Source organism: Streptomyces sp. NBC_01142, assembly GCF_026341125.1.
Lineage (GTDB): Bacteria > Actinomycetota > Actinomycetes > Streptomycetales > Streptomycetaceae > Streptomyces.
This window is the reverse complement of the sequence record NZ_JAPEOR010000001.1, coordinates 1,968,255-1,989,470: the sequence shown is the minus strand read 5'-3', so window position 1 is coordinate 1,989,470 and position 21,216 is coordinate 1,968,255. Positions and strand designations below refer to the sequence as shown.

Here is a 21,216-nt window from a genome sequence, read left to right as displayed (position 1 = left end):
TCAGGAGGTGAGACTCATGGCCACCACACTCATCAAGCAGGCCACACCGGTCGATGACACGGTGCAGTACGCGGCACGTCTCGACCATGTGTCGAAGTCGTTCGGCCGGGCCGGCGCCCAGCAGTTGGTGCTGGACGACATCAGTATTGATGTCCGTCCCGGCGAGTTCGTGACCCTCCTGGGGGCTTCCGGCTGCGGAAAGTCCACGCTGCTCAATCTGGCCGCGGGGCTCGACCTGCCGTCCGCCGGGACGATCGACGTACCCGGCGGGCGTCCGGCCCTGATGTTCCAGGAGCATGCGCTCTTCCCGTGGCTCACCGCGGGAAAGAACATCGAGCTCGCCCTGAAGATGCGGGGCATGCCCAAGTCGGAGCGGCGCGGCGAGGCGGAGCGGCTGCTCGATCTCGTACGGCTCAAGGGCGCGTACGGGAAGCGGGTGCACGAGCTGTCGGGCGGTATGCGCCAGCGTGTCGCGCTCGCCCGCGCGCTCGCCCAGGACAGCCGGCTTCTCCTGATGGACGAGCCGTTCGCCGCGCTCGACGCCATCACCCGCGATGTGCTGCACGAGGAGCTGACCCGCATCTGGTCCGAGACGGACGTCTCGGTCCTCTTCGTCACGCACAACGTCCGCGAGGCCGTCCGTCTGGCCCAGCGCGTGGTGCTCCTGTCGTCCCGGCCGGGGCGCATCGCGCGCGAATGGCAGATCGACATCCCGCAGCCGCGCCGGATCGAGGACTCCGCGGTGGCGGAGCTCTCCGTCGAGATCACTGAACAGTTGCGTGGGGAGATCCGCCGCCATGGCCAGCACTGAGACCACTGACAAGCACGATCTGGCCGGACTGGAAGCCGGCCTGGACGCGCTGGAGGCGACACCGGCCGCCGAGCGGGTGTCCTTCGGCAGCATCCTCCTCTCGAAGATCGTTCCGCCGCTGATAGCCGTCGCCCTGGTCATCACGGTCTGGCAGCTCGCTGCTGCCTCCGACCTCAAGCCGGACTACGTGCTGCCGGGCCCGGTGGACGTCTGGCACTCCATCTCGGACATGTGGCTCGACGGCACGCTCCTCGGCTACATCTGGACCAGCCTGTCGCGCGGTGCGCTCGGCTTCGCGGTCTCGGTGGCGATCGGTACGCCGCTCGGTCTGCTGGTCGCCCGGGTCAAGCCGGTTCGGGCGGCGATCGGCCCGATCCTGTCGGGTCTGCAGTCCCTGCCGTCCGTGGCGTGGGTCCCGGCCGCGATCATCTGGTTCGGGCTGACCGATGCGACGATCTACGCGGTGGTGCTTCTGGGGGCCGTACCGTCCATCGCGAACGGCCTGGTGGCCGGCGTCGACCAGATCCCGCCGCTGTATCTGCGGGCGGGCCGCACCATCGGCGCCACCGGGATCAACGGCATCCGGCATGTCCTCCTGCCCGCCGCGCTCCCTGGCTATCTGGCCGGCCTCAAGCAGGGCTGGGCATTCTCCTGGCGCTCGCTGATGGCCGCCGAACTGATCGCGAAGTCGCCCGATCTCGGTACCGGTCTCGGCCAGTTGATGGAGAACTTCCGTACCTACAGCGACATGTCGGGTGTCCTCGCCACGATCATTCTGATCCTGATCGTCGGCATCGGCGTCGACCTGCTGTTCTTCTCCCCGCTGGAGCGGCGCGTGCTGCGCAGCCGCGGTCTGCTGGTCAGGAGCTGAGTCCCGCCATGCACAGCCCGGTCCTTCTCGTCATCGCCCACGGCAGCCGCGATCCGCGGCACGCGGCGACCGTGCACGCCCTCACCCGGCGTGTGCAGTCGCTGCGGCCCGGGCTGCGCGTGGAGACGGGCTTCCTGGACTTCAATGCCCCTGCGGTGCCCAGGGTGCTGGAGCGGCTGGCGGCCGAGGGCGTACGCGATGTGGTCGCCCTGCCTCTGCTGCTGACCCGTGCCTTCCACGCCAAGGCGGACATCCCCGCCGTACTGCACCGGGCGCCGGCGGTGCTGAACATCCGCCAGGCCGAGGTGCTCGGCCCGTCCCCGCTGCTGCTCACCGCCGTGCAGCGGCGGCTGTACGAAGCCGGGGTGGCGCCCGGCGACAGGCGCTCGACGGGGCTGGTCCTGGCCTCGGCGGGCTCCACGGACCCGGAGGCGATCGCAGTGATCGCTGAAATTGCGCGGGAGCTGCGGCACACCGGTTGGTGCGCCGTGCGGCCTGCGTTCGCCTCCGCATCTCTGCCCCGTACCGAGGACGCGGTACGGGAGCTGCGCGCCGAGGGCGTGCGGCAGGTGGCGGTGGCTCCGTACGTCATCGCCCCCGGCTTCCTCCCGGACCGCATCGCACGCGGGGCCGGGGAGGCGGGGGCCGACGTACTCGCCGATGTCCTGGGCGCTTCCCCGGAGTTGGCGCAGCTGCTGCTCCGGCGCTACGACCGGGCGCGCGTCGAGCAGTCGCTGGCTGTCAGCGCCTGACCGCGGCACCGGGGACGCCGGCCGGCTGGGCACTCCAGTGCGGATCGCGGCCGCTGTCCGCGAGCGCCCGCTCGAAGGCCGGTGCGGAACCGGGCAGCGGTACGGGATCGGTGAAGCCGTCGTACTGGCGGTACACCTCGGCGTGCTTGTCGACGACGGTCAGGATCAGCGCCGCGGCCGCCTCCGAGATCCGGTACTCCTGACCGGTGGCGCGGGCCAGGTCCCAGCCGTGGACGGCCAGTTCCTTGGTGATCAGCGAAGCGATCTCGGGTGCGGGCATCGCCATGAAACCGAGGTCCACCTCGCCCTCCCAGACGGCCGGGTCCGACCAGGCGGCCAGCGCACGGTCCAGCTGGTCCGCGTACTGCTGGGCCCAGTCGGCATCGGTGGTGAAGTCACGGGCGGTGAGCTCCTCGGGGAGCTGCGTGCGCTGCGCGCGGTGTTCGAGGCCGTGGGAGGAGTAGAGGACGAGGTGGTTGACGAGGGTCCGCACGTCCCACTCCTCGCAGGGGGTCGCCGCGGTCAGCTGGTCGGCGACGACGCCACGGGCGATACGGGCGGTCTCGGCGGCGCATTCGGTCAGGTGCGGGTACACGGTGTCCTTGTCCATGTCCCCCATGCTGGGTCCGGGCGCCGGGCCGGGTCTTGAACAAACGCGACGCCCGGGCGGACAGGTCTCAGTCGAAGCTGAGGCTGCCGGTGCGGGTGCGCTTGAGCTCGAAGAAGTCCGGGTAGCCGGCGATGACCCGGAAGCTGTCGAAGAGCCGGGCGGCCTCCTCGCCGCGGGGGATCGAGTTGAGGACCGGGCCGAACCAGACCGTGCCGTCGACATGGAGGGTCGGCGTGCCGACATAGGCATCGGCCGCCGGGTCCCTGCCCGCGTCGTGGCTGCGGCGGACGGCTTCGTCGTACGCGGGGTCGTGTGCGGCCTTCGCGAGCGACGCGGACAGTCCGAGCCCGGCCAGCGACTGGGCGATCACCTCGTCGAAGTCCTCGTTCCTGTCCTGGTGGATACGGGTGCCGAAGGCGGTGTAGAGCTCGCGCAGGATCCCGTCCCCGTACTGTTCGGCGGCGGCGACCGCGACCCGTACCGGGCCGATCGACTTGTCGACCAACTCCCGGTACCAGTCGGGCAGTTCATTGCCGGTGTTGTGCAGATACAGGCTCATCGGCCGGAAGCGCAGATCGATGTCGCGCTCCTTCTCCACCTCGAGCATCCAGCGGGAGGTGATCCAGGCGAAGGGACAAGCGGGGTCGAACCAGAGGTCGACGGCGGCGGTCTTGCGTGCGCGGGTGCTCTTCTCGGCGCTCATGGCAACGAGACTAGACCGGAAGTGGCCCGATTCCCCGGGCCACTTGGAGCCTTGATCACTGGGCCACTTCGGGATCACCGGGCCACTTCGGCGTCCACCGGCGCGGTTCAGCTCGGCAGTCGACATCGACCCCGCCGCCCTGCCCTCGCGGGGAAGCTGTTCGCCATCCGCCGCAGGGCGTCATGAACCGGGGTGCGTACGCCGTGCATCCGGGCCGGCAGGGCGAAGCCGTTCGCCGATGGTGCCACCGATCGCCCCTGCCCCAATGATGACCTGGCACATACGTACGAGACTCGCACAGCCGGATGCGGCCCGGCCGTGATCTTCGCGAACCTTTCGGCTCGGCGGAGACCTGCTCGTACGCCTGACCGGCCACCGCTCCGCCCGGCTGACGGGCCCGGTGCCGGGGCCGGGGGGTGCGCGCTGTTGCCGTGCCCGAAGCCGGGCGCCGGTTCGCTCGCGCCTGCGGAGGAGAACCTGGAAGCGGCGGCGATCCTGCTCTCCGCGGAGGATCCGGCCGCCCTCGGTGACACAACCGTGGCGCGTCGGTGACCGGTACGGGGCGCGTACAGCGCACTATCGGAGGAAGGAGGCCGACATGTCGCTGTATTACAACAAGCGGATCACCCTGATCCCGAAGCTGCTTCACCTCACTGTCAGCTCACACGGCTGGTCGTGGACGTTCGGCGGGCGCCGGGCCCAGGTCACCGGCGACAGCCACGGTCACCGCAGTGCCTTGGTGCGTCTGCCCGGCGGATTCACCTGGCGCCGCCACTCCCGTCGTCACTGAACCGCGTGCTCCGGTCGTAGTGGAGCAGTCGGCTGCCGGCTGCCGTCGGTCAGGAGCCACAGCGAGCTGCGACGGGCACGTTGGGCGCCCGACCCGGTGTGGAAGGTCGGATGCACCCCGTCGGGGGCGAGCTGAACGCCCTTCATCCGTGAGGCGGTGATCGGCCGGGGCGCGGGCGCGTCCCGCGCCGCGCGGGACGCGATGACCGAGTCCCGGTCCCGAATCACCCCCGAGACACCCCTGCGCGGTAGTCCGGGTGGAGCAGCTCGTCCAGCCGCTCGGGCGAGGCCCGCACCGCCGGGTCGAGGAGACGGAACTCCGGAACTCCCCCTCCGTGGCGGCGTCGACCCGCGGCCGCGGGATCAGTCACGGGTCAGCTCCACCAGCTTGACCACGGTGTTCCAGTTGCGGGTGGTGACGGTGATGCCCTTGTACAGGCTCGGCCTCCCGAGCGCCGCCGCGAGTTTGGAGCGGCCGAGGCCGTTCGGTGCGTACAGATACAGCACCCGGTCGCCGAGCCGGAATTCCTCCGGCAGATGCGCCGCCCCGTCGATCGACGCGAACCGCTCGGGTCCGACGGACTGCGAGAGATAGGTGACGTGCAGCTGCTTGCCCTGAAGCCCGGCGGCGGGGAACGGGCACGCGTCGGCCACCGCGCTCAGATACGCGCTGTTGCGCACCAGGCAGTCGATCCGGAAGCCGAAGCGCTCCTCCATGGCCTGTTCCAGGCCGGCGGTGAGTGCCTTCTCGTCGTCCGAGTCGCTGGTGAAGACGGCGTTGCCGCTCTGCAGATACGTGACGACGTCCCGGTGTCCCAGTTCGGCGAGCAGTTCACGCAGCTCGGCCATGGGGACCCTCTTGTGCCCGCCCACATTGATCCCGCGCAGCAGTGCCGCGTACCTCGTCGTCATGTACACACGATAAGGCGGCCGCCGCACCCCGTGGGGGAGGGCACGGCGACCACCGGCTCAGCAGGAAGGACCGACGACTACTCGACGACCTTCAGCAGCTTGTTGGGCGTGCCCTCGCTGGGGTTGGAGATCTTGTCGGGCGTGGCACCGTCGATGAGGGCCTTGGCGACCTGCTCCGGGGTGGCGTCCTGGTGACCGGCGAGGTAGGCCGCCGCGGCGCCGACGACATGCGGTGTCGCCATGGAGGTGCCGGAGATGGTCTTCGTACCCTCGTCACTGTCGTTCCACGACGAGGTGATGTCCGAGCCCGGGGCGTAGATGTCCACGACCTTGCCGAAGTTGGAGAAGTCCGACTGCGCGTCCTCCTTGGTGGAGGAGGCAACGGTGATGGCCTCCGGGACACGCGCCGGGGAGCTCTGGCCCGCGTCCGTGGACTCGTTGCCGGCCGCGACGCCGAAGGTGACGCCTGCGGCGATCGCCTTGCTGACAGCCGCGTCGAGGGCCTCGTCGACGCCGCCGCCGAGGCTCAGGTTGGCGACGGAGGGGCCCTTGTGGTTCTTGGTGACCCAGTCGATGCCCGCGACGACCTGCTCCGTGCTGCCGGAGCCGCCGTCGTCGAGGACGCGGACGGCGACGATCTTCGCCTTCTTGGCGACACCGTGCGCCGTGCCGGCGATGGTTCCGGCGACGTGCGTGCCGTGGCCGTTGCCGTCGTCGGCGGAGTCGTCGTTGTCCACGGCGTCGAAGCCGTGGGTGGCGCGGCCCGCGAAGTCCTTGTGGGAGATACGGACTCCGGTGTCGATGACGTACGCCGTCACACCCTCGCCCGCGCTGTCCGGGTAGGTGTACTTGCTGTCACTGGCGGTGTCGGCCTGGTCGATCCGGTCCAGGCCCCACGACGGCGGGTTGTCCTGGGTGGCGTTGATCGAGAACTTCTTGTTCTGGACGACCTTGGCGACGGCCGGGTCGGCGGCGAGGCGCTTGGCCTCGGTCTCCGAAAGGCCGCTGGCGGAGAAGCCGTTGATGGCCGAGCTGTAGTTGCGCTGCAGCTTGCCGCCGTACTCCTTGGCCAGGTCCTGCTTGTCGGCCTTCTCGTCCAGCATCACGATGTAGCTTCCGGCGACGGCGCCTTCGGCGTTCGCACCGTAGATGGTGCCCTGCGGGGCGGGCGCCGCTCCGGCGAAAGAGGTGCCGAGTACGGTCACTCCGGCTGCGGCAGCCACGGCGGTGATCGCCGCGGTGAGCTTCATCCTGCTCGTCCGCTTGTGAGTTGCCATGAAGAGGGGTCTCCTCGTCAACATTTGTGGGGGGATGGCCCCGCGGACGGAAAATCTCCGGGGGCTGGTTCGAAACCCTGACCGATTGACGCGCCCAGATCAAGACCTTCATACAGCTGTGACTTACTCAACAAGCTTTCGTAATAATGAATCGGCCAGGCTTGAACAAGTCGGACTTCACCCCCAACCCCCTTGAGATGTAAGGGGCTTCGATCCTTCTTGTGGGGGATGCGGCCCGCCCGAAAGGAGGCGAGTGGCACCACTCGGGTTTACCGGCGAGCAGCAGGAGAAGGCCTGAATGTGTCCGTGGTTTTCGCCCCGGCCGAGCGGGCGGGTGGGGTACGGGGGCTACCTGGCGGGCAGTTCGTTCTCGATCAGGTCCGCCGCCTGCTTGGTGCCACCCTCGGCCGCCATCCGCAGACCGATCTCCTTCAGATTCCGTGCCACTTCGGGGTCGCCCACCAGGGCGAGCACCGCCTCGCGCAGCTCCTGCGGCGTCGCCGTCTCCGAGTCCAGGCGCCGGGCCACGCCCAGGGCCACGAGCATGTCGGCGTTGCCGAACTGGTCGACGGCCTGCGGGACGGCGACCATCGGGGTACCGGTGGCCAGACCCTCCTGGCTGCCGCCCGCGCCGGCGTGGGTGACGAAAGCGTCGGCCTGCTTGAGGATCGCCAGCTGTGGCACCCAGCGGTGCACCTCCACATTGGCCGGGATGTCGCCCAACTCGGCCTCGTCGACGTACTTGCCGATCTGCAGCACGACATGCCAGCCGGACAGTCCGCCGAAGGCCTCGACGCACGCACGGTAGAAGGCGGGCTGCTTGGTGTAGGCCGAGCCGAGCGAGACCAGCAGGACCTTCTCCGCATCGGCGGGCCGCTGCCACTCCCCCTGGTCCGTGCGGTCGCCCTGGCATGCGCCGACGAAGGTGTGGACGGACTCGTCGACCCGGTCGGAGTGGGGCTGCAGCGCCTTGGGGATCAGTACGACGGAGCGCCGCGGGCGGCCGACGAAGGGGTCGGGGTGGGTGCTGATGCCGTTCTCGGCGAGCCAGCCGGCGAAGCGGGCGTAGTACGCCTTCCCGCGCTCGGACGCTTTCATCCCGGAGAACATCGGCTCCGCGACCTCTTCCTCATACCCCTCCCAGGCGACCAGGTTGGGCGAGAGGGAGACGGAGGGAACGCCCCACCGGTGGGCGAGGACCGTCGCCTCGTACGCGGTGATGTCGTGGATCACCAGGTCCGGCTCGTCGCCCTCGAACGCCTCGGCCAGCTGCGCCTGCGCCTGGATGGCGTCGTGGAGGAAGGGCTCGAGGTTGTCGATCAGCTCGGTGCCCCAGCCCTCCGGGTCGTCCTCGGTGGGGAGCGTGGAGGTGTAGATCACCGGCTCGGCGCCGGTGGCGGCGATTCGCTCGGCGAAGGCGGCGGGGATCGCGTAACTGACACGGTGCCCACGGGCGACGAGCTCTCGGATCACTTCGAGGCTCGGGTTCACGTGCCCGTGGGCGGCGATGGAGAACATGGCGATGTGGGCACGCTGTGATGGGGTCATGCCCTGAGCGTAAGCGAGACGAGACGTCTCGTGCAAGTATTTCTTGCGCACTGTCCGGTGAGCGTGAGCCACAGGGGGTACGCAAGGAGGTACACAGGTGAAGAAGCCCGTCTCGACCAGCCGTCGGCAGGCAGCGGGCAGCAACGGGCGCTCGCGCCGCGGGATCCGGCCGAGCAGCCACCAGGTGAAGAGCGGCCGGTTGTATGCGGCCGGTTGTATACAGTCAGCGGGGGCCGGCGCCCGCAGGCCCCTGAAGGTCACCCCGTGCGAGCATTGGCCGGCATCCCTCTCGGCCTCCTGCTCGCCCCCCTCGTCCTCTTTCCGCTCTCACTCCTGGCGGCCCGGATCATCCGCCGCCGCAGCGCACCCCCACGACGCTCCCAGCGCCGTACCCGCGCCGAACTGGACACACCCCTGGCGGAGTTCACGGCCTCCAGCGCCTGCCCGACGACCACGGCGCCTCCCACTGCCCGCACTTCCCTGGCCAAGCCGTGATCCGTCGTCCAACGCCCCGGATCTCACCGCCCGCCAACCCCTGGCCGGCATGACCCTGAACACCGACGGCAGCAGATGGACCCGGCAGGTTGTCAGTTCCCTGTGGAGCGGCGGCAATCCCGGGCCTGCTCCCGGACGCCGTTTCGGTCCTCGGCTGCCCGATCCTGGAGCCACGCTCGACACTGGTGCCGCGCTCAGCGCGCCGTGGCCGCGCTCAGCGCTGGTAGCGCGCCAGCACCAGATTGCCGTCCTTGACGAGCCGTTTCTCGAGCTCGTCGGCGTCGATCGCCCCGCTGTAGTACTCCTGGAACGCCGGAGTGGCGATCTTGTCCTTCCACTCCGGATAGCCGCGCACCGACTGGGCCGGTGCGGAGCGCAGATCCCGCGCCAGTGCGGCGCCCGTCGCCCAGCCGTCCTTCTCGGTGTGCAGGGACGGATCCCGAAGCGCCTGCGTGCCCGTCGGCAGCATCCAGTCGCCCTTCGCCAGTCGCACCATGTTCCGCGGCTGAAGCATGAAGTCGATGAACTGCACCGCTTCCTTCTTGTACGGACTGTCCTCGGCGACCGAGAGGGTCTGCGGGCTCACGCCCTGGGCCGGTCCTTCCGGTCCGGCCGGGGCGGGCAGGACCGTCCACTCGAAGCCCTCGGGCGCCTGCTGCACGATCTGCTGCCGGTAGGAGAAACCCAGCGGGACCATTGCGTACTTGCCGCCGAAGAATCCGGGCAGCGTGTCCGAGCCGCCCATGCCGAGGGTGGAACGGGAGGCGCTCCCGTCGGTGTTGACCTGATCGTGGACGGTGCCGGGCACGACGCCGTCCCCGTCGGTGAACCTGACCGTGACCTTGCCGTCGTCGCCTCGGTGGAAGAGCTGCCCGCCCGCGGAGAGCCCGAGGTTGAGGGTGACGGAGACCGGCTCCTTGAGCGGCCAGGCAACGCCGTGCTTCCCGTCTCCCATCCGCTCCGTCAGCACCTTGGTGATCTGCCGGAACTCCTCCCAGCTCCATGGCTTGCCGACCGTGGGGATCCGGACGCCGGACGAGTCGAGGATCTTCTTGTTGGCGATCAGGACACGCGGCTCCTGGAGGAAGGGGACGCCGTAGATCCCCGTGTTGAAGGTGGCCGTCTCCCAACTCTGCCGATGTCGGACTTCAGCCGGCCGGGCAGCAGCTCGGTCAGATCGGCGAGATAGCCGCCGTACGCGAAGTCGGCGAGGTCGTCGGAGGCGTCATGGATGATGTCCGGCGCCTCACCGCCCTCGAAGGAGGTCAGCAGCTGGTCGTGGACGCTGTCCCAGCTGCCCTGGACGTACTGGACCTGGATGTCGGGGTGGGCGGCGTTCCACTCGTCGACCAGTTCCCTGTTGGCGTCGACCGACTCCTTCTGCCAGGCGAGGGACTGGAAGCGGAGTCTGATCTTCCCGTCGTCCGCGTCCGTTCCTCCTCCCGAACAGCCGGTCAGCAGCAGCGCGCACACGGCGGCCGCCGCCGCGAGCCTTCCCGTCCTTGTCCCCGTACGCATCAGCTCTTCACCGCCCCGGCCAGCATCCCGCCGGTGATCCGCTTCTGGATGATCGCGAAGAGGACGAGAGAGGGGATCGTCGCGAGGAACGCGGCCGCGGCGAGCGGCCCGAGGTCGGCGACGCCCTCCGCGCCGAGGAAGTGGGTGAGGACGACCGGCAAGGTCTGCTTCTCCGGGGTCTTGAGCAGGACGAGCGCGAAGAAGAACTCGTTCCATGCGGTGATGAAGGCGAACATCGAGGTGGCGACGATGCCGGGGGCGAGCAGCGGGGCGGTGACCGAGACGAGCGTGCGGAGCCTGCCCGCGCCGTCGACGGCCGCGGCCTCCTCCAGCTCGCGCGGCACGGCCCGTACGTACCCGACCAGCATCCACAGCGCGAACGGCAGCGACCAGACGACGTACACCATGACCAGACCGAACAGGGTGTTGATCAGATGCAGGTTCTTGAGGATCAAAAACAGCGGAATGATCACCAGGACGAACGGGAACGCCTGGCTGACCACGACCCAGCCCGTGGCGGCGGTGGAGAGCCTGCTGCGGTTGCGGGCCATGACGTACGCCATGGGTGTCGCGATCACCACGGCGATCAGGGCGGCGGACAGGGCCGCGATCAGGCTGTTGCCGGCTGCCTGGAGGAGCGGCTGTTCGTCGAAGGCCTGCCGGAAGTTCTCGAGTGTCGGGTCCTTCGGGATCCAGGTGGGGTGAAGGGAGCCCAGTTCGCGCGGCGGTTTGAAGGCGGTCGAGATCAGCCACAGGAACGGGAACGCGAGAAAGACGAGATAGCCCAGCAGCGCGGCGTACTGCCCGGCGCGTCCGGACCTGCTGGTGCGAAGGGCACTCACTTCTCCTCGCCTCCCCTGAGCCGTCCCACGAGATAGAGGGCGAGCATCACCGAGATCACCGCGACCATGACGCAGCCCATGGCGGCGGCGTACCCGAACTGGCCGTAGCGGAAGGCCTCTTCGTACGCGAAGAGCATGGGGAGGCGGGTACGCCCGCCGGGGCCGCCGTTGGTGAGGACGTACACCAGCGCGAAGGAGTTGAAGTTCCAGATGAGGTTGAGCGCGGTGATCGCGAGTGCGACGGGCTTGAGTGCCGGCCAGGTGACGGTACGGAACCGGCGCCACGCCCCCGCTCCGTCGAGCGCGGCGGCTTCGTGGAGCTCGTGCGGGGTGTTCTGGAGGCCGGCGAGGAGGGCGACGGTGGTCTGCGGCATACCGGCCCAGATACCGACGACGATCACGGCGGGCAGGGCGGTGGCGAGTCCGGTGAGCCAGTCGCGGCCTTCTCCGAGTCCGAGGTTGCGGATGGTCTCGTTCAGGATGCCGGCGTCGGGGTTGTAGACGAGCCGCCACATGATGCCCACGACGACCTCGGGCATGGCCCAGGGGGTGATCGCAAGGGCCCGCGCCAGCCAGCGGAAGCGGAGGTTCTGGTTGAGCAGGAGCGCGAGGCCGAGGGCGAGCAGGAACTGAGGAACCGTCACGCCGACCGCCCACAGCAGGCCGATCGTGAACGAGTCCCAGAAGAGCGTGTCGTGGAGCAGGTCCCGGAAGTTGAGTGTGCCGATCCACTCGGTGGGTTCGGTGCGGCCTGCCTGGGAATCGGTGAGGGCGAGCGAGATGCCGTAGAGCAGCGGGCCGACACTCAGCACCAGGATCGGTATCAGCGCGGGCAGTACGAGGAACCAGGCGCCGTGGTCCAGGTGCTTTGCGGACCGCGGCTTCCCGGACCGCGGGTCCGCGGTCGCCAATGTCACGGATTCGACCCCCTCGGGCGGCTCATCCTGGTCCGGCCGCCCTGGCGGCCCCCGTCATCGTGCTGACGGTCCGTTGGTTCGTCAAGGCAGCCTGCGCGGATGCGAGACTTTGCCGGATTCGTACGAAGCGGTGGGAGAGACGGATGGACGAGACACGCGCACGCGAGGTACTGACGGCCGCCGGGGTCCCCGCCGATGCGAGGCTGCTGGCGCTGGGCGAGAACGCGGTGTTCGGGGCGGGCGATGTCGTCGTGAAGATCGGCCGCGACGCGGAGCTGCTGGGGCGCGCGGAGCGTGAACTGTCCGTCGCGCAGTGGCTGGCGGAGGCGGGGGTGCCGGCGGTCCGTCCCGCCGACCCGAAGCCGCGGCTGGTGGAGGGGCACCCGGTGACGGTCTGGCACCGGCTGCCGGACGCGGTGCGTGCGGCGGAGCCCGCGGATCTGGCGGGGCTCCTGCGACTGATCCATGCGCTTCCCCCTCCCGCCTTCTCCCTTCCGCGGCGGGAACTGCTCGGTGGGGTCGAGCGGTGGCTGCGGCTGGCGGGGGACGCGATCGATCCGGCCGACGCGGCGTATCTGCGCGAGCGCCGTGACGGTTTCGCCGAAGCGGCGGCCGCGCTCATCCCCCACCTGCCGCCGGGACCGATCCACGGCGACGCGCTCCCCCGCAATGTCCATGTGGGCCCGGACGGCCCGGTCCTGGTCGACCTGGAGACGTTCTCGGCGGACTTCCGCGAGCACGATCTGGTGGTCATGGCACTGTCCCGCGACCGGTACGGCCTCGCCCCGGAGGCGTACGCGTCCTTCACGGCGGCGTACGGCTGGGACGTCCGCGAGTGGGAGGGCTGCGGTGTCCTGCGGGGCGCCCGCGAGACGGCGAGCTGCGCGTGGGTGGCCCAGCATGCCCCGACGAACCCGAGGGCACTGGCGGAGTTCCGCCGCCGGGTGTCCTCGCTCCGCGACAACGACCCCGAGGTCCGCTGGCACCCGTTCTGAGGGCGGCCCGCCTCCGGCGGGGGTCTGCCCACCCACCCGGCGTCCGGCCGACGCCCTGGCGGAGCCCGGCCGAAGCGCCGGCCCTGAGAGCGGGGGCCGTCAGCGCGGCGTCGCTGCCGGCTCGCGCAAGGGCCACGACGCGTCCACCACCGCTTCCGGGTTGCCCTTTTTGCGGAGGAAGTTCTGGAAGTCCGTCGCCCACTCCGCGTACCACCGGATCTGGCTCTCGTGCAGTTCCGCCGGCGACAGCGCCGCCACCGACGCGTGGCGGGTCGCTATCGCGCAGGCCACCCGGACCGCCGCGAGCGCGTCCGCCGCCGCTTCGTGGGCGCCGGACAGGATCACTCCGTATTCGAGACAGACCGCCTCGAGCGTGCGCTTGCCCTTGCGGTAGCGGTCGACTGCGCGGTCGATCGTGTACGGGTCGATGACCGGGCCGATCTCCGCCCCGCCCAGTCGCTCACTCATCGACGGCAGCCCGTGCCGGTGCAACTCCGCGGTGAGCAGCGTCAGATCGAACGCGGCGTTGTATGCGACGACCGGGACGCCCTGCGCCCAGTACCCGCACAGCGTCTGAGCGATCTCGTCGGCCACCTCGCTCGCGGGGCGGCCCTCCGCCGTCGCCCGTTCGCTGCTGATGCCGTGGATCGCCGACGCCTGTGCCGGGATACGGATCCCCGGGTCCGCCAGCCATCCCCGCTGCCGGACCGGCTCCCCCGCCTTCACCCCGATGACCGCTGCCGTCACGATCCGCGCTTCGAGCGGCTCCGTGCCCGTCGTCTCCAGATCGAAGCCGACCAGCGGTTCCCCGTGCCAAGCCATCGTGGCCCCTCCTTCGTGGTGCGGTGATGCGCTCCCCCAGTGGGTATTCACCCTCCCACGCGGCACTGACAACTCAGGAGACAGGACGGGAGTCCGCCCATACGGACTCGAACTCCTCGCGATATGTCTGGAAAAGTCCGTTCTCGCTGTCGTGGCCCGCACGGACGACCGCGCGCCCGCCACCCCGCAGGACCAGGACCGGCGCTTCCATGCCGCGGGCACGGCGCAGATAGGACTGGACGACGGCAAGGCCGTCGGGACCGTCGCCGTCGACCAGGTAGGCGGTGAAGCGGGGGGTCTCGTCGAAGACCTGGATCTCGAAGGCGCCCGGATCGCGGAGGCGGGAGCGCACCCGGCGCATATGGAGGATGTTCATCTCCACCGTACGGCTCAGCTCTCCCTTCTTCAGGCCCAGTTCACGCTCGCGGCGCTTGACCGCACTGCTCGCCGGGTTGAGGAAGACAAGCCGGACCCGGCAACCGGACTCGGCAAGGCGGACCAGCCTCCGGCCGGAGAAGTTCTGGACCAGGAGGTTCAGGCCTATGCCGATCGCGTCGAGGCGGCGCGCGCCTCCGAAGAGGTCCTCGGCCGGGAGCTGACGCTGCAGGCGGACCCGGTCGGGGTGGACGGAGACCACGTCCGCGTAGCGGTCGCCGACGAGCTCCTCGACCGCGTCGACGGGGAGCCGGTCCGCGGAGGGGACACCCGCGCCACTGCCGAGTATTTCGAGCAGCCGCGCGGAGGCACGCTCCGCCTGGGCGAGGACCGCCTCGTTCAGCGCGCGGTTGCGGGAGACGACGTTACGGGCTACCTCCAGCTCGTCCAGCGCGAGCTCGACATCGCGGCGGTCGTCGAAGTACGGCTCGAAGCACGGCCAGTGCTGGACCATCAGCTCGCGCAGCTGGGGAAGGGTGAGGAAGGACAGCACATTGTCGTCCGCCGGGTCCAGCAGATAGCCCTTGCGCCGGGAGACCTCCCGGACCGCGACCGCCCGCTGTACCCACTCCTGCCCCGCAGGGCCCGCCGCGGCCACCACCCAGTCGTCGCCGTGCACCGGTTCGTAGATGGGGCGCAGGACCGCGGCCACCACGGCCCGCAGCCGCTGTTCCACCAGGTTCAGCCAAATGTAGGCACGCCCGGCACGTTGGGCGCGCGTACGCACCTCGCTCCAGGCGTCCGCGCCCCAGTCCAGTTCCGCCCCGATCTCCATCGGCCGCGCGAGGGAGACCGCTCCGGGCGGGACGTCGGCGGAGCCCCCCTCGTGACCAGGGTCACCTGGGGGTAGCTCCAGCCCTCCCGAGCTCACCCGTGCACCGCCTTCCTTCCCCCTTCAACGATCAAGGAAGACTACTCCGCCAGCGGGACGCGGTGCAGCCGGATCGCCAGGGTCCCTTCCCAACTCCCTTGCACGTTCCGGCGGTTCTCGCAGGCGAGATCTGCCGTAGTGAGCGGATTCATAGCGGTTGCGCCCCCGGGCGATGTCAGGAACCCGATGTTGACCGCGTCGTCCTCGTCTGCCGGGGCATCTGACCGGCAATACTTTCGGGGAGGATCCGGGCCACGTGCCCCCCAGCACCCGGGTCAGAAGTGGAAGAGTCATATCTATGCAGGTCTGGCCGGGACAGGCGTATCCACTCGGTGCCACGTACGACGGCGCCGGCACCAACTTCGCGGTGTACTCAGAAGCCGCCCGACGAATCGAGCTGTGCCTCCTGCACGACGACGGCTCGGAGACCGCGGTGGAGCTGCGGGAGACCGACGCGTTTGTGCGGCATGCGTATCTGCCGGGCGTGATGCCGGGCCAGCGGTACGGATTCAGGCTCCATGGTCCGTACGCCCCGGAGCGCGGGCAGCGCTGCAACTCCGCGAAGCTGCTGCTCGATCCGTACGCCCGTGCGATCAGCGGTTCCATCGACTGGGGCGAATCGGTGTACGGCTACCACTTCGGCAAGCCGGACTCGCGCAACGACCTGGACTCGGCACCGCACACGATGTCCTCGGTCGTCGTCAACCCCTACTTCGACTGGGGTGACGACCGGCCGCCGCGGACCGACTACCACCGCATGGTGATCTACGAGGCCCATGTGAAGGGTCTCACCATGCTGCATCCGGAGCTGCCGCAGGAGCTGCGCGGTACGTACGCCGGGCTCGCGCATCCCGCGATCATTTCCCATCTCGCCGAACTGGGTGTCACCACGCTCGAGTTGATGCCGGTGCACCAGTTCGTCAACGACCACCGGCTGGTGGACGAGGGGCTGAACAACTACTGGGGTTACAACACCATCGGGTTCTTCGCGCCGCACAATTCGTACGCGTCCTGGGGCGACCGGGGCGAGCAGGTGCTGGAGTTCAAGCAGGCGGTGCGGGCACTGCACAAGGCCGGCATCGAGGTCATCCTCGACGTGGTCTACAACCACACGGCGGAGGGCAACCACCTGGGGCCGACCCTGTCCTTCCGGGGCCTGGACAACGCCTCGTACTACCGGCTGTCCGACAACCCCCGCTACTACACGGACACCACCGGCACCGGGAACTCCCTGCTGATGCGCAGCCCCCATGTGCTGCAACTGATCATGGACTCGCTGCGGTACTGGGTGACCGAAATGCATGTCGACGGGTTCCGCTTCGACCTCGCGGCGACGCTGGCGCGGCAGTTCCACGAGGTGGACCGGCTGTCGTCGTTCTTCGACCTGGTGCAGCAGGATCCGGTGGTCAGCCAGGTGAAGCTGATCGCCGAGCCCTGGGACGTGGGCGAGGGCGGCTACCAGGTGGGGAACTTCCCGCCCTTGTGGACGGAGTGGAACGGCAAGTACCGCGACACCGTGCGGGATCTGTGGCGGGGCGAGCCGCGGACGCTGGCGGAGTTCGCCTCCCGGCTGACCGGGTCGTCGGATCTCTACCAGGACGACGGGCGGCGGCCGCTCGCCTCCATCAATTTCACCACCTGCCACGACGGTTTCACCCTGCACGATCTGGTCGCGTACAACGACAAGCACAACGAGGCCAACGGCGAGGGCAACCGCGACGGCGAGAGCCACAACCGGTCCTGGAACTGCGGGGCGGAGGGCGAGACCGACGACCCCGAGATCCTCGACCTGCGGGACCGGCAGATGCGGAACTTCATCGCGACGCTGATGCTCTCGCAGGGTGTGCCGATGCTCAGTCACGGCGACGAGTTCGCACGTACACAGGGCGGCAACAACAACGCCTACTGCCAGGACAACGAGATCTCCTGGGTGCACTGGCCGGAGCCCGGCAAGAGCGGGGAAGAGGGCGAGGACGGCACGCTGCTGGCCTTCACCCGGGCCATGGTGTGGCTGCGGCGCGACCATCCGGTCTTCAGACGGCGGCGCTTCTTCCACGGACGGCCGGTGGAGGGGACGCACGACGAGCTGTCCGACATCGCCTGGTTCACTCCGGAGGGCGAGGAGATGGTCCAGCGGGACTGGCAGGCGGCGCACGCCAAGGCGCTGTCGGTCTTCCTCAACGGCAACGCGATCTCGGAGCCGGGACCGCGGGGCGAGCGGATCGCCGACGACTCGTTTCTGCTGATGTTCAACGCGAGCGCGGAGGAGCTGGACTTCGCGGTTCCGGTGAACCACGGCCGCCAGTGGCAGGTGGTCGTGGACACGGCCCGCAAGGAGGGCGTCCCGCCGGGCCAGGGCCCCAAGGTGGCGGCCGGGGAGCGGGTGCGGCTGCTGGGACGGAGCCTGACGGTGCTGCGGCGCCCGGCGTAGCCCCCCGGCCCGGCCCGGGGGGCTGTGGCGCCCCGCGCAGCACCCGGCCGGACTCGGGGGCTACGGCGCCCGGCGTAGCGGCTCGTCGGGCCCCGGGCGTGCTGCGGCGCCCGCGGGTCCCCAGCGGGGCTGAATTTACCTGCGGCGGTGACGCAGAAGCCCTCAAGCCGGGTACGTACGTTCGCATGACGCCCACCTCCACCTACCGGCTTCAGCTCCAGCCGGACTTCCCGTTCTCGGCCGCTGCCCGGGCAGTGCCCTACCTCGCCGCGCTCGGCGTCTCGCATCTGCACCTGTCGCCGGTGCTGGAGGCGGTGCCGGGGTCGGTGCACGGCTACGACGTCGTCGACCCGACGCGGGTACGGGGCGAGCTGGGCGGCGAGGAGGGCCTGCGGGAGCTGTCCCGCACGGCACGCGAGCACGGTCTCGGACTCGTCCTGGACATCGTCCCGAACCATATGGCCGCCGCGCCGCGCCACAACCACGCCCTGTGGGAGGTGCTGCGCGAAGGACCACGGTCGCCGTACGCCCGCTGGTTCGACATCGACTGGGAAGCGGGCGGCGGAAAGGTTCTGCTGCCGGTGCTCGCGGGCCGGGTCGGCGACGAGATGGGCGGGATGCGGGTGGAGGGGGACGTACTGCACTACGGGGAGCAGCGCTTTCCGCTGCGCGAGTCCACCGGGGAGCTGCCGCTGCCCGAGCTGCTGGACGCCCAGTGGTACCGGCTCGGGTGGTGGCGGCTGGCCCGCACCGAGCTCAACTACCGCCGGTTCTTCACCATTTCGGACCTGATCGGGGTACGGGTGGAGGACCCGGAGGTCTTCGGGGCGACCCACGGCAAGATCCTGGAGCTGGTACGGGAGGGAGTGCTGGAGGGCCTGCGGGTGGATCATCCGGACGGTCTTGCCGACCCCGAGGAGTATCTGCGGCGGCTGGGCGAGGCGACCGGCGGGGCGTGCTGGACCGTCGTCGAGAAGATCCTCACCGGGGACGAAAGGCTGCCCGCCGGCTGGCCCGTCGCGGGCACGACGGGGTACGACGCGCTGCGCCACATCGACGGCCTGTTCACCGATCCGGCGGGGGTGACCGAACTGGCCGCACAGTACCGGGAGTTCGCGGGTCCCCCAGGCGATCGCGGCGGCTTCTGGGAGGCGACGGTGCGCCGCGCCGCGTACAAGGTGGTCACCTATGAGCTGGCCGCCGAGACCGCCGCGCTCACCCGGCTGGCGGAGCGGGTCTGCGCCGCGGACCCCGCACTGCGCGACCACGCCCCCTGGGCGCTGCGGGCCGCGGTACGGGAACTGCTGGTGCGGGTCCCCGTGTACCGCCCGTACCGCATCGGCGGCGAGGACGCCCTGCCCGCAGAGGCGGCGCTCAGTGCGAAGGCGGCGTTCGCGGTAGTCGAGGAGGCCGGGGCCGTCGACGTGGTGCGGGACCTGGCGCTCGGGCGGCTCGGCGACGGACCGGACCACGACCGGTTCCGTACGCGCTTCGCCCAGACGGCGTCCGCGCTGCGCGCCAAGTCCGTGGAGGACACGGCCTTCTACCGGTACGCGCCGTTGCTGTCGGCGAACGAGGTGGGCGGCGATCCGGGGGACCCGGCGGTCGGCCCGGAGCAGTTCCATGCGTACTGCGCACGGCTGGCGCGCGACTGGCCGGCCACCGGCACCGTACTGTCCACGCACGACACCAAGCGCAGCGCGGACGTGCGGGCCCGCATCGCCGTCCTGTCCGAGTGCCCGGACCGGTGGGCGGAGATCCTGGGGCGCATCACGAAGGAGGCGGGGCGCCTCGAGGGCGGGCGTGCTCCCGATCCGCATCTGGCGTGGGTGGCCTGGCAGACCGCGGCCGGGTTCGGCTTTCCGCACGGCGGCAGGCTGGAGACGGCGCTGCTGAAGGCTGCGCGGGAGGCGGGGCTGTACACGAGCTGGACGGAGCCGGACCCGGTCTACGAGCGGGCGCTCACCGCGTTCGTGGGCGCGGGGCCGGCCGGCCCGCCGCTGTACTCGATGGCGCTCTTCGCGCGTGAGCTGGACCCGTACGTCCGGGCCAATGTGCTCGGTGCGGCGCTGGTGCAGCTGACGATGCCGGGGGTGCCCGATGTGTACCAGGGCACGGAGCGGGAGTACCTGGCTCTGGTGGACCCCGACAACCGGCAGCCGTTCCGCGAGGGCCCGCCGAACGAGAAGACGGTGCTCATGAAGGCGGCGCTGCGGCTGCGCCGGGAACGCCCGGAGGTCTTCGGCGAGTCGGGGACGTACCAGGCGCTGAACGCGAGCGGACCGGCCGCGGACCACTGCCTGGCGTTCTGCCGCTCGGGTGAGGTCGTCACGGCCGTCACCCGGCTCTCGCTGCGGCTGGCGGACACGGCGGCAGGGGCGGGCGGCTGGGCGGGGACGGAGCTGACGCTGCCGCGGGGCCGGTGGACTGATCTGCTCGCTCCGGAACGGGAGTTCGGGGGCGGGTCCGTGGGGCTGGCCGAGCTGTTCGCGGACCGTCCGGTGGCACTGCTCGGCCGCAGGTCCGGATGACCCGGTTGATTCGGTTGATCCGGATGGGAAACGACGCAGGGAGCGGGCGGGGACCCGGGCCGTCAGGCGACGGCCGAAGCGTCCGCGTCGCAGTCCGGGTACGCCCGCACGGGTGACGACACCGTCCCGCCGTACGGCAGTGACGTGCGCAGCAGGTCGGTGAAGGCGGCCGCGGCGCCCGTCAGTTCCACCCGGGAGAAGACGGTCATCGCCCGCCGCCACGGCGGGTCCGCCGGCAGGACCACGCAGTCCTCACCGACCGCTCCCCGCAGGACATGGGAGGGCGCGACCGCGATGCCGACCCCCGCGGCCGCCATGCGCACCGCCGTAGAGGTGTGCTCGGTCCATACCGCCGTACGAGGGGTGAAGCCGGCCTTCCCGCACGCCCAGTTCAGGAACGCCTGACCCTCCACCACCGGTTCCATCGCACACCGCACCCAGGTGTGGTCGGCGAGCTCTTCGAGGCGGACCGACGTACGGCCCGCGAGACGGTCGTCGAAGGGGACGACAAGGACGATCTCCTCCTCGGCGACCTGGACGACGGGCCCCTGCCAGTTCCGAGGCGGCGGGCCCACCGCGAGGTCTGCCGTGCCGCGTTCGATCTGCTCCTCCAGCGCCTCGGTGGTGCCGTACTCGTGCAGGACCAGCGCGACGCCGGGGTGCTCGCGATGCCAGCGAGCGAAGACCTCCGGGAGTACGCCCACCGCGACCGCGTGGATCGCCGCGATGTGCAGTTCGCCGCCCTCAGCACCGGCAGCCGCCCGGGCCGCGCGCCGCGCCTGCGCCGCGCTGCGGACAGCCAGTTCGGCGTGCGGCAGGAAGGCGCGGCCCATCGCGGTGAGCCGTACGCCGCGCGTCATCCGTTCGAGCAGCTCACCGCCCACCGACTTCTCCAGCGCCTTGATCTGGTGGGACAGCGCGGGCTGTGTGACGTGCAGCGACTGCGCGGCACGGGTGAAGGAGGACTCCTCGACGACCATGAGGAAGTACTCCATCTGCCGAAGGCTCATCCCGAGATCCCGTCCCCCATAAAGACTGTGCATCGAAGCCACAAGAACATTGCCTTGGACGCATGGTAAGAGCCTG

General features: G+C 70.1%; 20 protein-coding genes and 1 pseudogene. 9 read left to right on the top strand and 12 right to left on the bottom strand.

Going from position 1 to position 21,216, the window contains the following annotated elements:
• The first annotated feature begins 16 nt into the window (after positions 1-16).
• The 3 genes from OG883_RS09125 to OG883_RS09115 are packed head-to-tail and all read left to right on the top strand — an operon-like array spanning position 17 to position 2,434.
• Complete coding sequence (locus OG883_RS09125) at positions 17-811, top strand: ABC transporter ATP-binding protein (RefSeq protein ID WP_266537439.1); 795 nt, start codon at positions 17-19, stop codon at positions 809-811.
• On the top strand, positions 798-1,682 hold the full coding sequence (locus tag OG883_RS09120) for an ABC transporter permease (RefSeq protein WP_266537436.1): 885 nt from the start codon (positions 798-800) through the stop codon (positions 1,680-1,682). The genes OG883_RS09125 and OG883_RS09120 overlap by 14 nt, the downstream gene beginning before the upstream one ends.
• A gap of 8 nt (positions 1,683-1,690) precedes the next feature.
• Complete coding sequence (locus OG883_RS09115; RefSeq protein ID WP_266537434.1) at positions 1,691-2,434, top strand: sirohydrochlorin chelatase; 744 nt, start codon at positions 1,691-1,693, stop codon at positions 2,432-2,434.
• On the opposite strand, the gene OG883_RS09110 is transcribed toward OG883_RS09115, so the two are convergent.
• A complete protein-coding gene (locus tag OG883_RS09110; RefSeq protein ID WP_266537432.1) occupies positions 2,424-3,044 on the bottom strand; it encodes a TIGR03086 family metal-binding protein in 621 nt (206 codons plus the stop codon). The two genes, OG883_RS09115 and OG883_RS09110, sit on opposite strands and share 11 nt — an antisense overlap.
• Before the next feature lie 67 nt (positions 3,045-3,111).
• Positions 3,112-3,747: a DsbA family protein gene (locus OG883_RS09105; RefSeq protein ID WP_266537430.1), complete on the bottom strand. Its 636-nt coding sequence runs from the start codon at positions 3,745-3,747 to the stop codon at positions 3,112-3,114.
• 426 nt (positions 3,748-4,173) lie between these two features.
• Between OG883_RS09105 and OG883_RS09100 the strand changes: the two genes are divergently transcribed.
• Positions 4,174-4,299 (top strand): hypothetical protein, encoded by a 126-nt coding sequence (locus OG883_RS09100; RefSeq protein ID WP_266537428.1) that lies wholly within the window; start codon positions 4,174-4,176, stop codon positions 4,297-4,299.
• Between the two features lie 46 nt (positions 4,300-4,345).
• Positions 4,346-4,537, top strand: a complete 192-nt coding sequence (locus OG883_RS09095; protein ID WP_266537426.1) for a DUF4236 domain-containing protein — start codon at positions 4,346-4,348, stop codon at positions 4,535-4,537.
• Positions 4,538-4,760: 223 nt separating this feature from the next.
• On the opposite strand, the gene OG883_RS46755 is transcribed toward OG883_RS09095, so the two are convergent.
• From OG883_RS46755 to mgt, 4 genes are all read right to left on the bottom strand, one after another.
• Positions 4,761-4,907 (bottom strand): hypothetical protein, encoded by a 147-nt coding sequence (locus tag OG883_RS46755; protein ID WP_323180893.1) that lies wholly within the window; start codon positions 4,905-4,907, stop codon positions 4,761-4,763.
• A complete protein-coding gene (locus tag OG883_RS09085) occupies positions 4,900-5,448 on the bottom strand; it encodes a DUF1697 domain-containing protein (RefSeq protein ID WP_266537424.1) in 549 nt (182 codons plus the stop codon). Before OG883_RS09085 ends, OG883_RS46755 begins: the two co-directional genes overlap by 8 nt.
• A 77-nt stretch (positions 5,449-5,525) precedes the next feature.
• Complete coding sequence (locus tag OG883_RS09080; RefSeq protein ID WP_266537422.1) at positions 5,526-6,725, bottom strand: S8 family peptidase; 1,200 nt, start codon at positions 6,723-6,725, stop codon at positions 5,526-5,528.
• Positions 6,726-7,073: 348 nt separating this feature from the next.
• Positions 7,074-8,324, bottom strand: a complete 1,251-nt coding sequence (mgt, locus tag OG883_RS09075; protein ID WP_266537420.1) for a macrolide-inactivating glycosyltransferase — start codon at positions 8,322-8,324, stop codon at positions 7,074-7,076.
• A 213-nt stretch (positions 8,325-8,537) separates the two neighbouring features.
• On the opposite strand from mgt, the gene OG883_RS09070 reads away from it, so the two are divergent.
• A complete protein-coding gene (locus tag OG883_RS09070) occupies positions 8,538-8,768 on the top strand; it encodes a hypothetical protein (protein WP_266537419.1) in 231 nt (76 codons plus the stop codon).
• A gap of 214 nt (positions 8,769-8,982) precedes the next feature.
• On the opposite strand, the pseudogene OG883_RS09065 reads toward OG883_RS09070, so the two are convergent.
• From OG883_RS09065 to OG883_RS09055, 3 genes and pseudogenes are all read right to left on the bottom strand, one after another.
• Positions 8,983-10,286 (bottom strand): annotated as a pseudogene (locus OG883_RS09065) (ABC transporter substrate-binding protein).
• Positions 10,286-11,128, bottom strand: a complete 843-nt coding sequence (locus OG883_RS09060; RefSeq protein WP_266537417.1) for a carbohydrate ABC transporter permease — start codon at positions 11,126-11,128, stop codon at positions 10,286-10,288. The pseudogene OG883_RS09065 and the gene OG883_RS09060 overlap by 1 nt, the downstream one beginning before the upstream one ends.
• Complete coding sequence (locus OG883_RS09055) at positions 11,125-12,039, bottom strand: carbohydrate ABC transporter permease (protein WP_266541369.1); 915 nt, start codon at positions 12,037-12,039, stop codon at positions 11,125-11,127. Before OG883_RS09055 ends, OG883_RS09060 begins: the two co-directional genes overlap by 4 nt.
• Positions 12,040-12,188: 149 nt before the next feature.
• On the opposite strand from OG883_RS09055, the gene OG883_RS09050 reads away from it, so the two are divergent.
• The gene (locus OG883_RS09050; RefSeq protein WP_266537416.1) at positions 12,189-13,040 is read left to right on the top strand and encodes a phosphotransferase enzyme family protein; all 852 of its coding nucleotides are present in this window, start codon (positions 12,189-12,191) and stop codon (positions 13,038-13,040) included.
• Positions 13,041-13,139: 99 nt separating this feature from the next.
• On the opposite strand, the gene OG883_RS09045 is transcribed toward OG883_RS09050, so the two are convergent.
• Together OG883_RS09045 and OG883_RS09040 are read right to left on the bottom strand one after the other, a co-directional pair.
• The gene (locus OG883_RS09045) at positions 13,140-13,862 is read right to left on the bottom strand and encodes a 3'-5' exonuclease (protein ID WP_266537414.1); all 723 of its coding nucleotides are present in this window, start codon (positions 13,860-13,862) and stop codon (positions 13,140-13,142) included.
• Positions 13,863-13,935: 73 nt separating this feature from the next.
• Positions 13,936-15,168 carry an SAV2148 family HEPN domain-containing protein gene (locus OG883_RS09040; protein WP_266537412.1) on the bottom strand — a complete coding sequence of 411 codons (1,233 nt, stop codon included), beginning with the start codon at positions 15,166-15,168 and terminating at the stop codon, positions 13,936-13,938.
• A 298-nt stretch (positions 15,169-15,466) separates the two neighbouring features.
• On the opposite strand from OG883_RS09040, the gene glgX reads away from it, so the two are divergent.
• Both glgX and treY read left to right on the top strand, forming a co-directional pair.
• Positions 15,467-17,599, top strand: coding sequence for a glycogen debranching protein GlgX (gene glgX / locus OG883_RS09035; protein ID WP_266537410.1), 2,133 nt, complete (start codon positions 15,467-15,469; stop codon positions 17,597-17,599).
• A gap of 185 nt (positions 17,600-17,784) precedes the next feature.
• On the top strand, positions 17,785-20,130 hold the full coding sequence (treY, locus tag OG883_RS09030; protein ID WP_266537408.1) for a malto-oligosyltrehalose synthase: 2,346 nt from the start codon (positions 17,785-17,787) through the stop codon (positions 20,128-20,130).
• A 62-nt stretch (positions 20,131-20,192) separates the two neighbouring features.
• Here treY and OG883_RS09025 read toward each other — a convergent pair whose 3' ends face one another.
• Positions 20,193-21,140, bottom strand: a complete 948-nt coding sequence (locus OG883_RS09025; RefSeq protein WP_266537406.1) for a LysR family transcriptional regulator — start codon at positions 21,138-21,140, stop codon at positions 20,193-20,195.
• Positions 21,141-21,216 lie beyond the last annotated feature (76 nt).

Coding starts and splice junctions, on each gene's coding strand:
- glgX (WP_266537410.1), top strand. CDS start 15,467: ATGCAGGTCTGGCCGGGACAGGCGTATCCACTCGGTGCCACGTACGAC.
- OG883_RS09115 (WP_266537434.1), top strand. CDS start 1,691: ATGCACAGCCCGGTCCTTCTCGTCATCGCCCACGGCAGCCGCGATCCG.
- OG883_RS09105 (WP_266537430.1), bottom strand. CDS start 3,747: ATGAGCGCCGAGAAGAGCACCCGCGCACGCAAGACCGCCGCCGTCGAC.
- OG883_RS09125 (WP_266537439.1), top strand. CDS start 17: ATGGCCACCACACTCATCAAGCAGGCCACACCGGTCGATGACACGGTG.
- OG883_RS09045 (WP_266537414.1), bottom strand. CDS start 13,862: ATGGCTTGGCACGGGGAACCGCTGGTCGGCTTCGATCTGGAGACGACG.
- OG883_RS09095 (WP_266537426.1), top strand. CDS start 4,346: ATGTCGCTGTATTACAACAAGCGGATCACCCTGATCCCGAAGCTGCTT.
- OG883_RS09080 (WP_266537422.1), bottom strand. CDS start 6,725: ATGGCAACTCACAAGCGGACGAGCAGGATGAAGCTCACCGCGGCGATC.
- OG883_RS09025 (WP_266537406.1), bottom strand. CDS start 21,140: ATGAGCCTTCGGCAGATGGAGTACTTCCTCATGGTCGTCGAGGAGTCC.
- OG883_RS09120 (WP_266537436.1), top strand. CDS start 798: ATGGCCAGCACTGAGACCACTGACAAGCACGATCTGGCCGGACTGGAA.
- OG883_RS09110 (WP_266537432.1), bottom strand. CDS start 3,044: ATGGACAAGGACACCGTGTACCCGCACCTGACCGAATGCGCCGCCGAG.
- OG883_RS09050 (WP_266537416.1), top strand. CDS start 12,189: ATGGACGAGACACGCGCACGCGAGGTACTGACGGCCGCCGGGGTCCCC.
- treY (WP_266537408.1), top strand. CDS start 17,785: ATGACGCCCACCTCCACCTACCGGCTTCAGCTCCAGCCGGACTTCCCG.
- OG883_RS09085 (WP_266537424.1), bottom strand. CDS start 5,448: ATGACGACGAGGTACGCGGCACTGCTGCGCGGGATCAATGTGGGCGGG.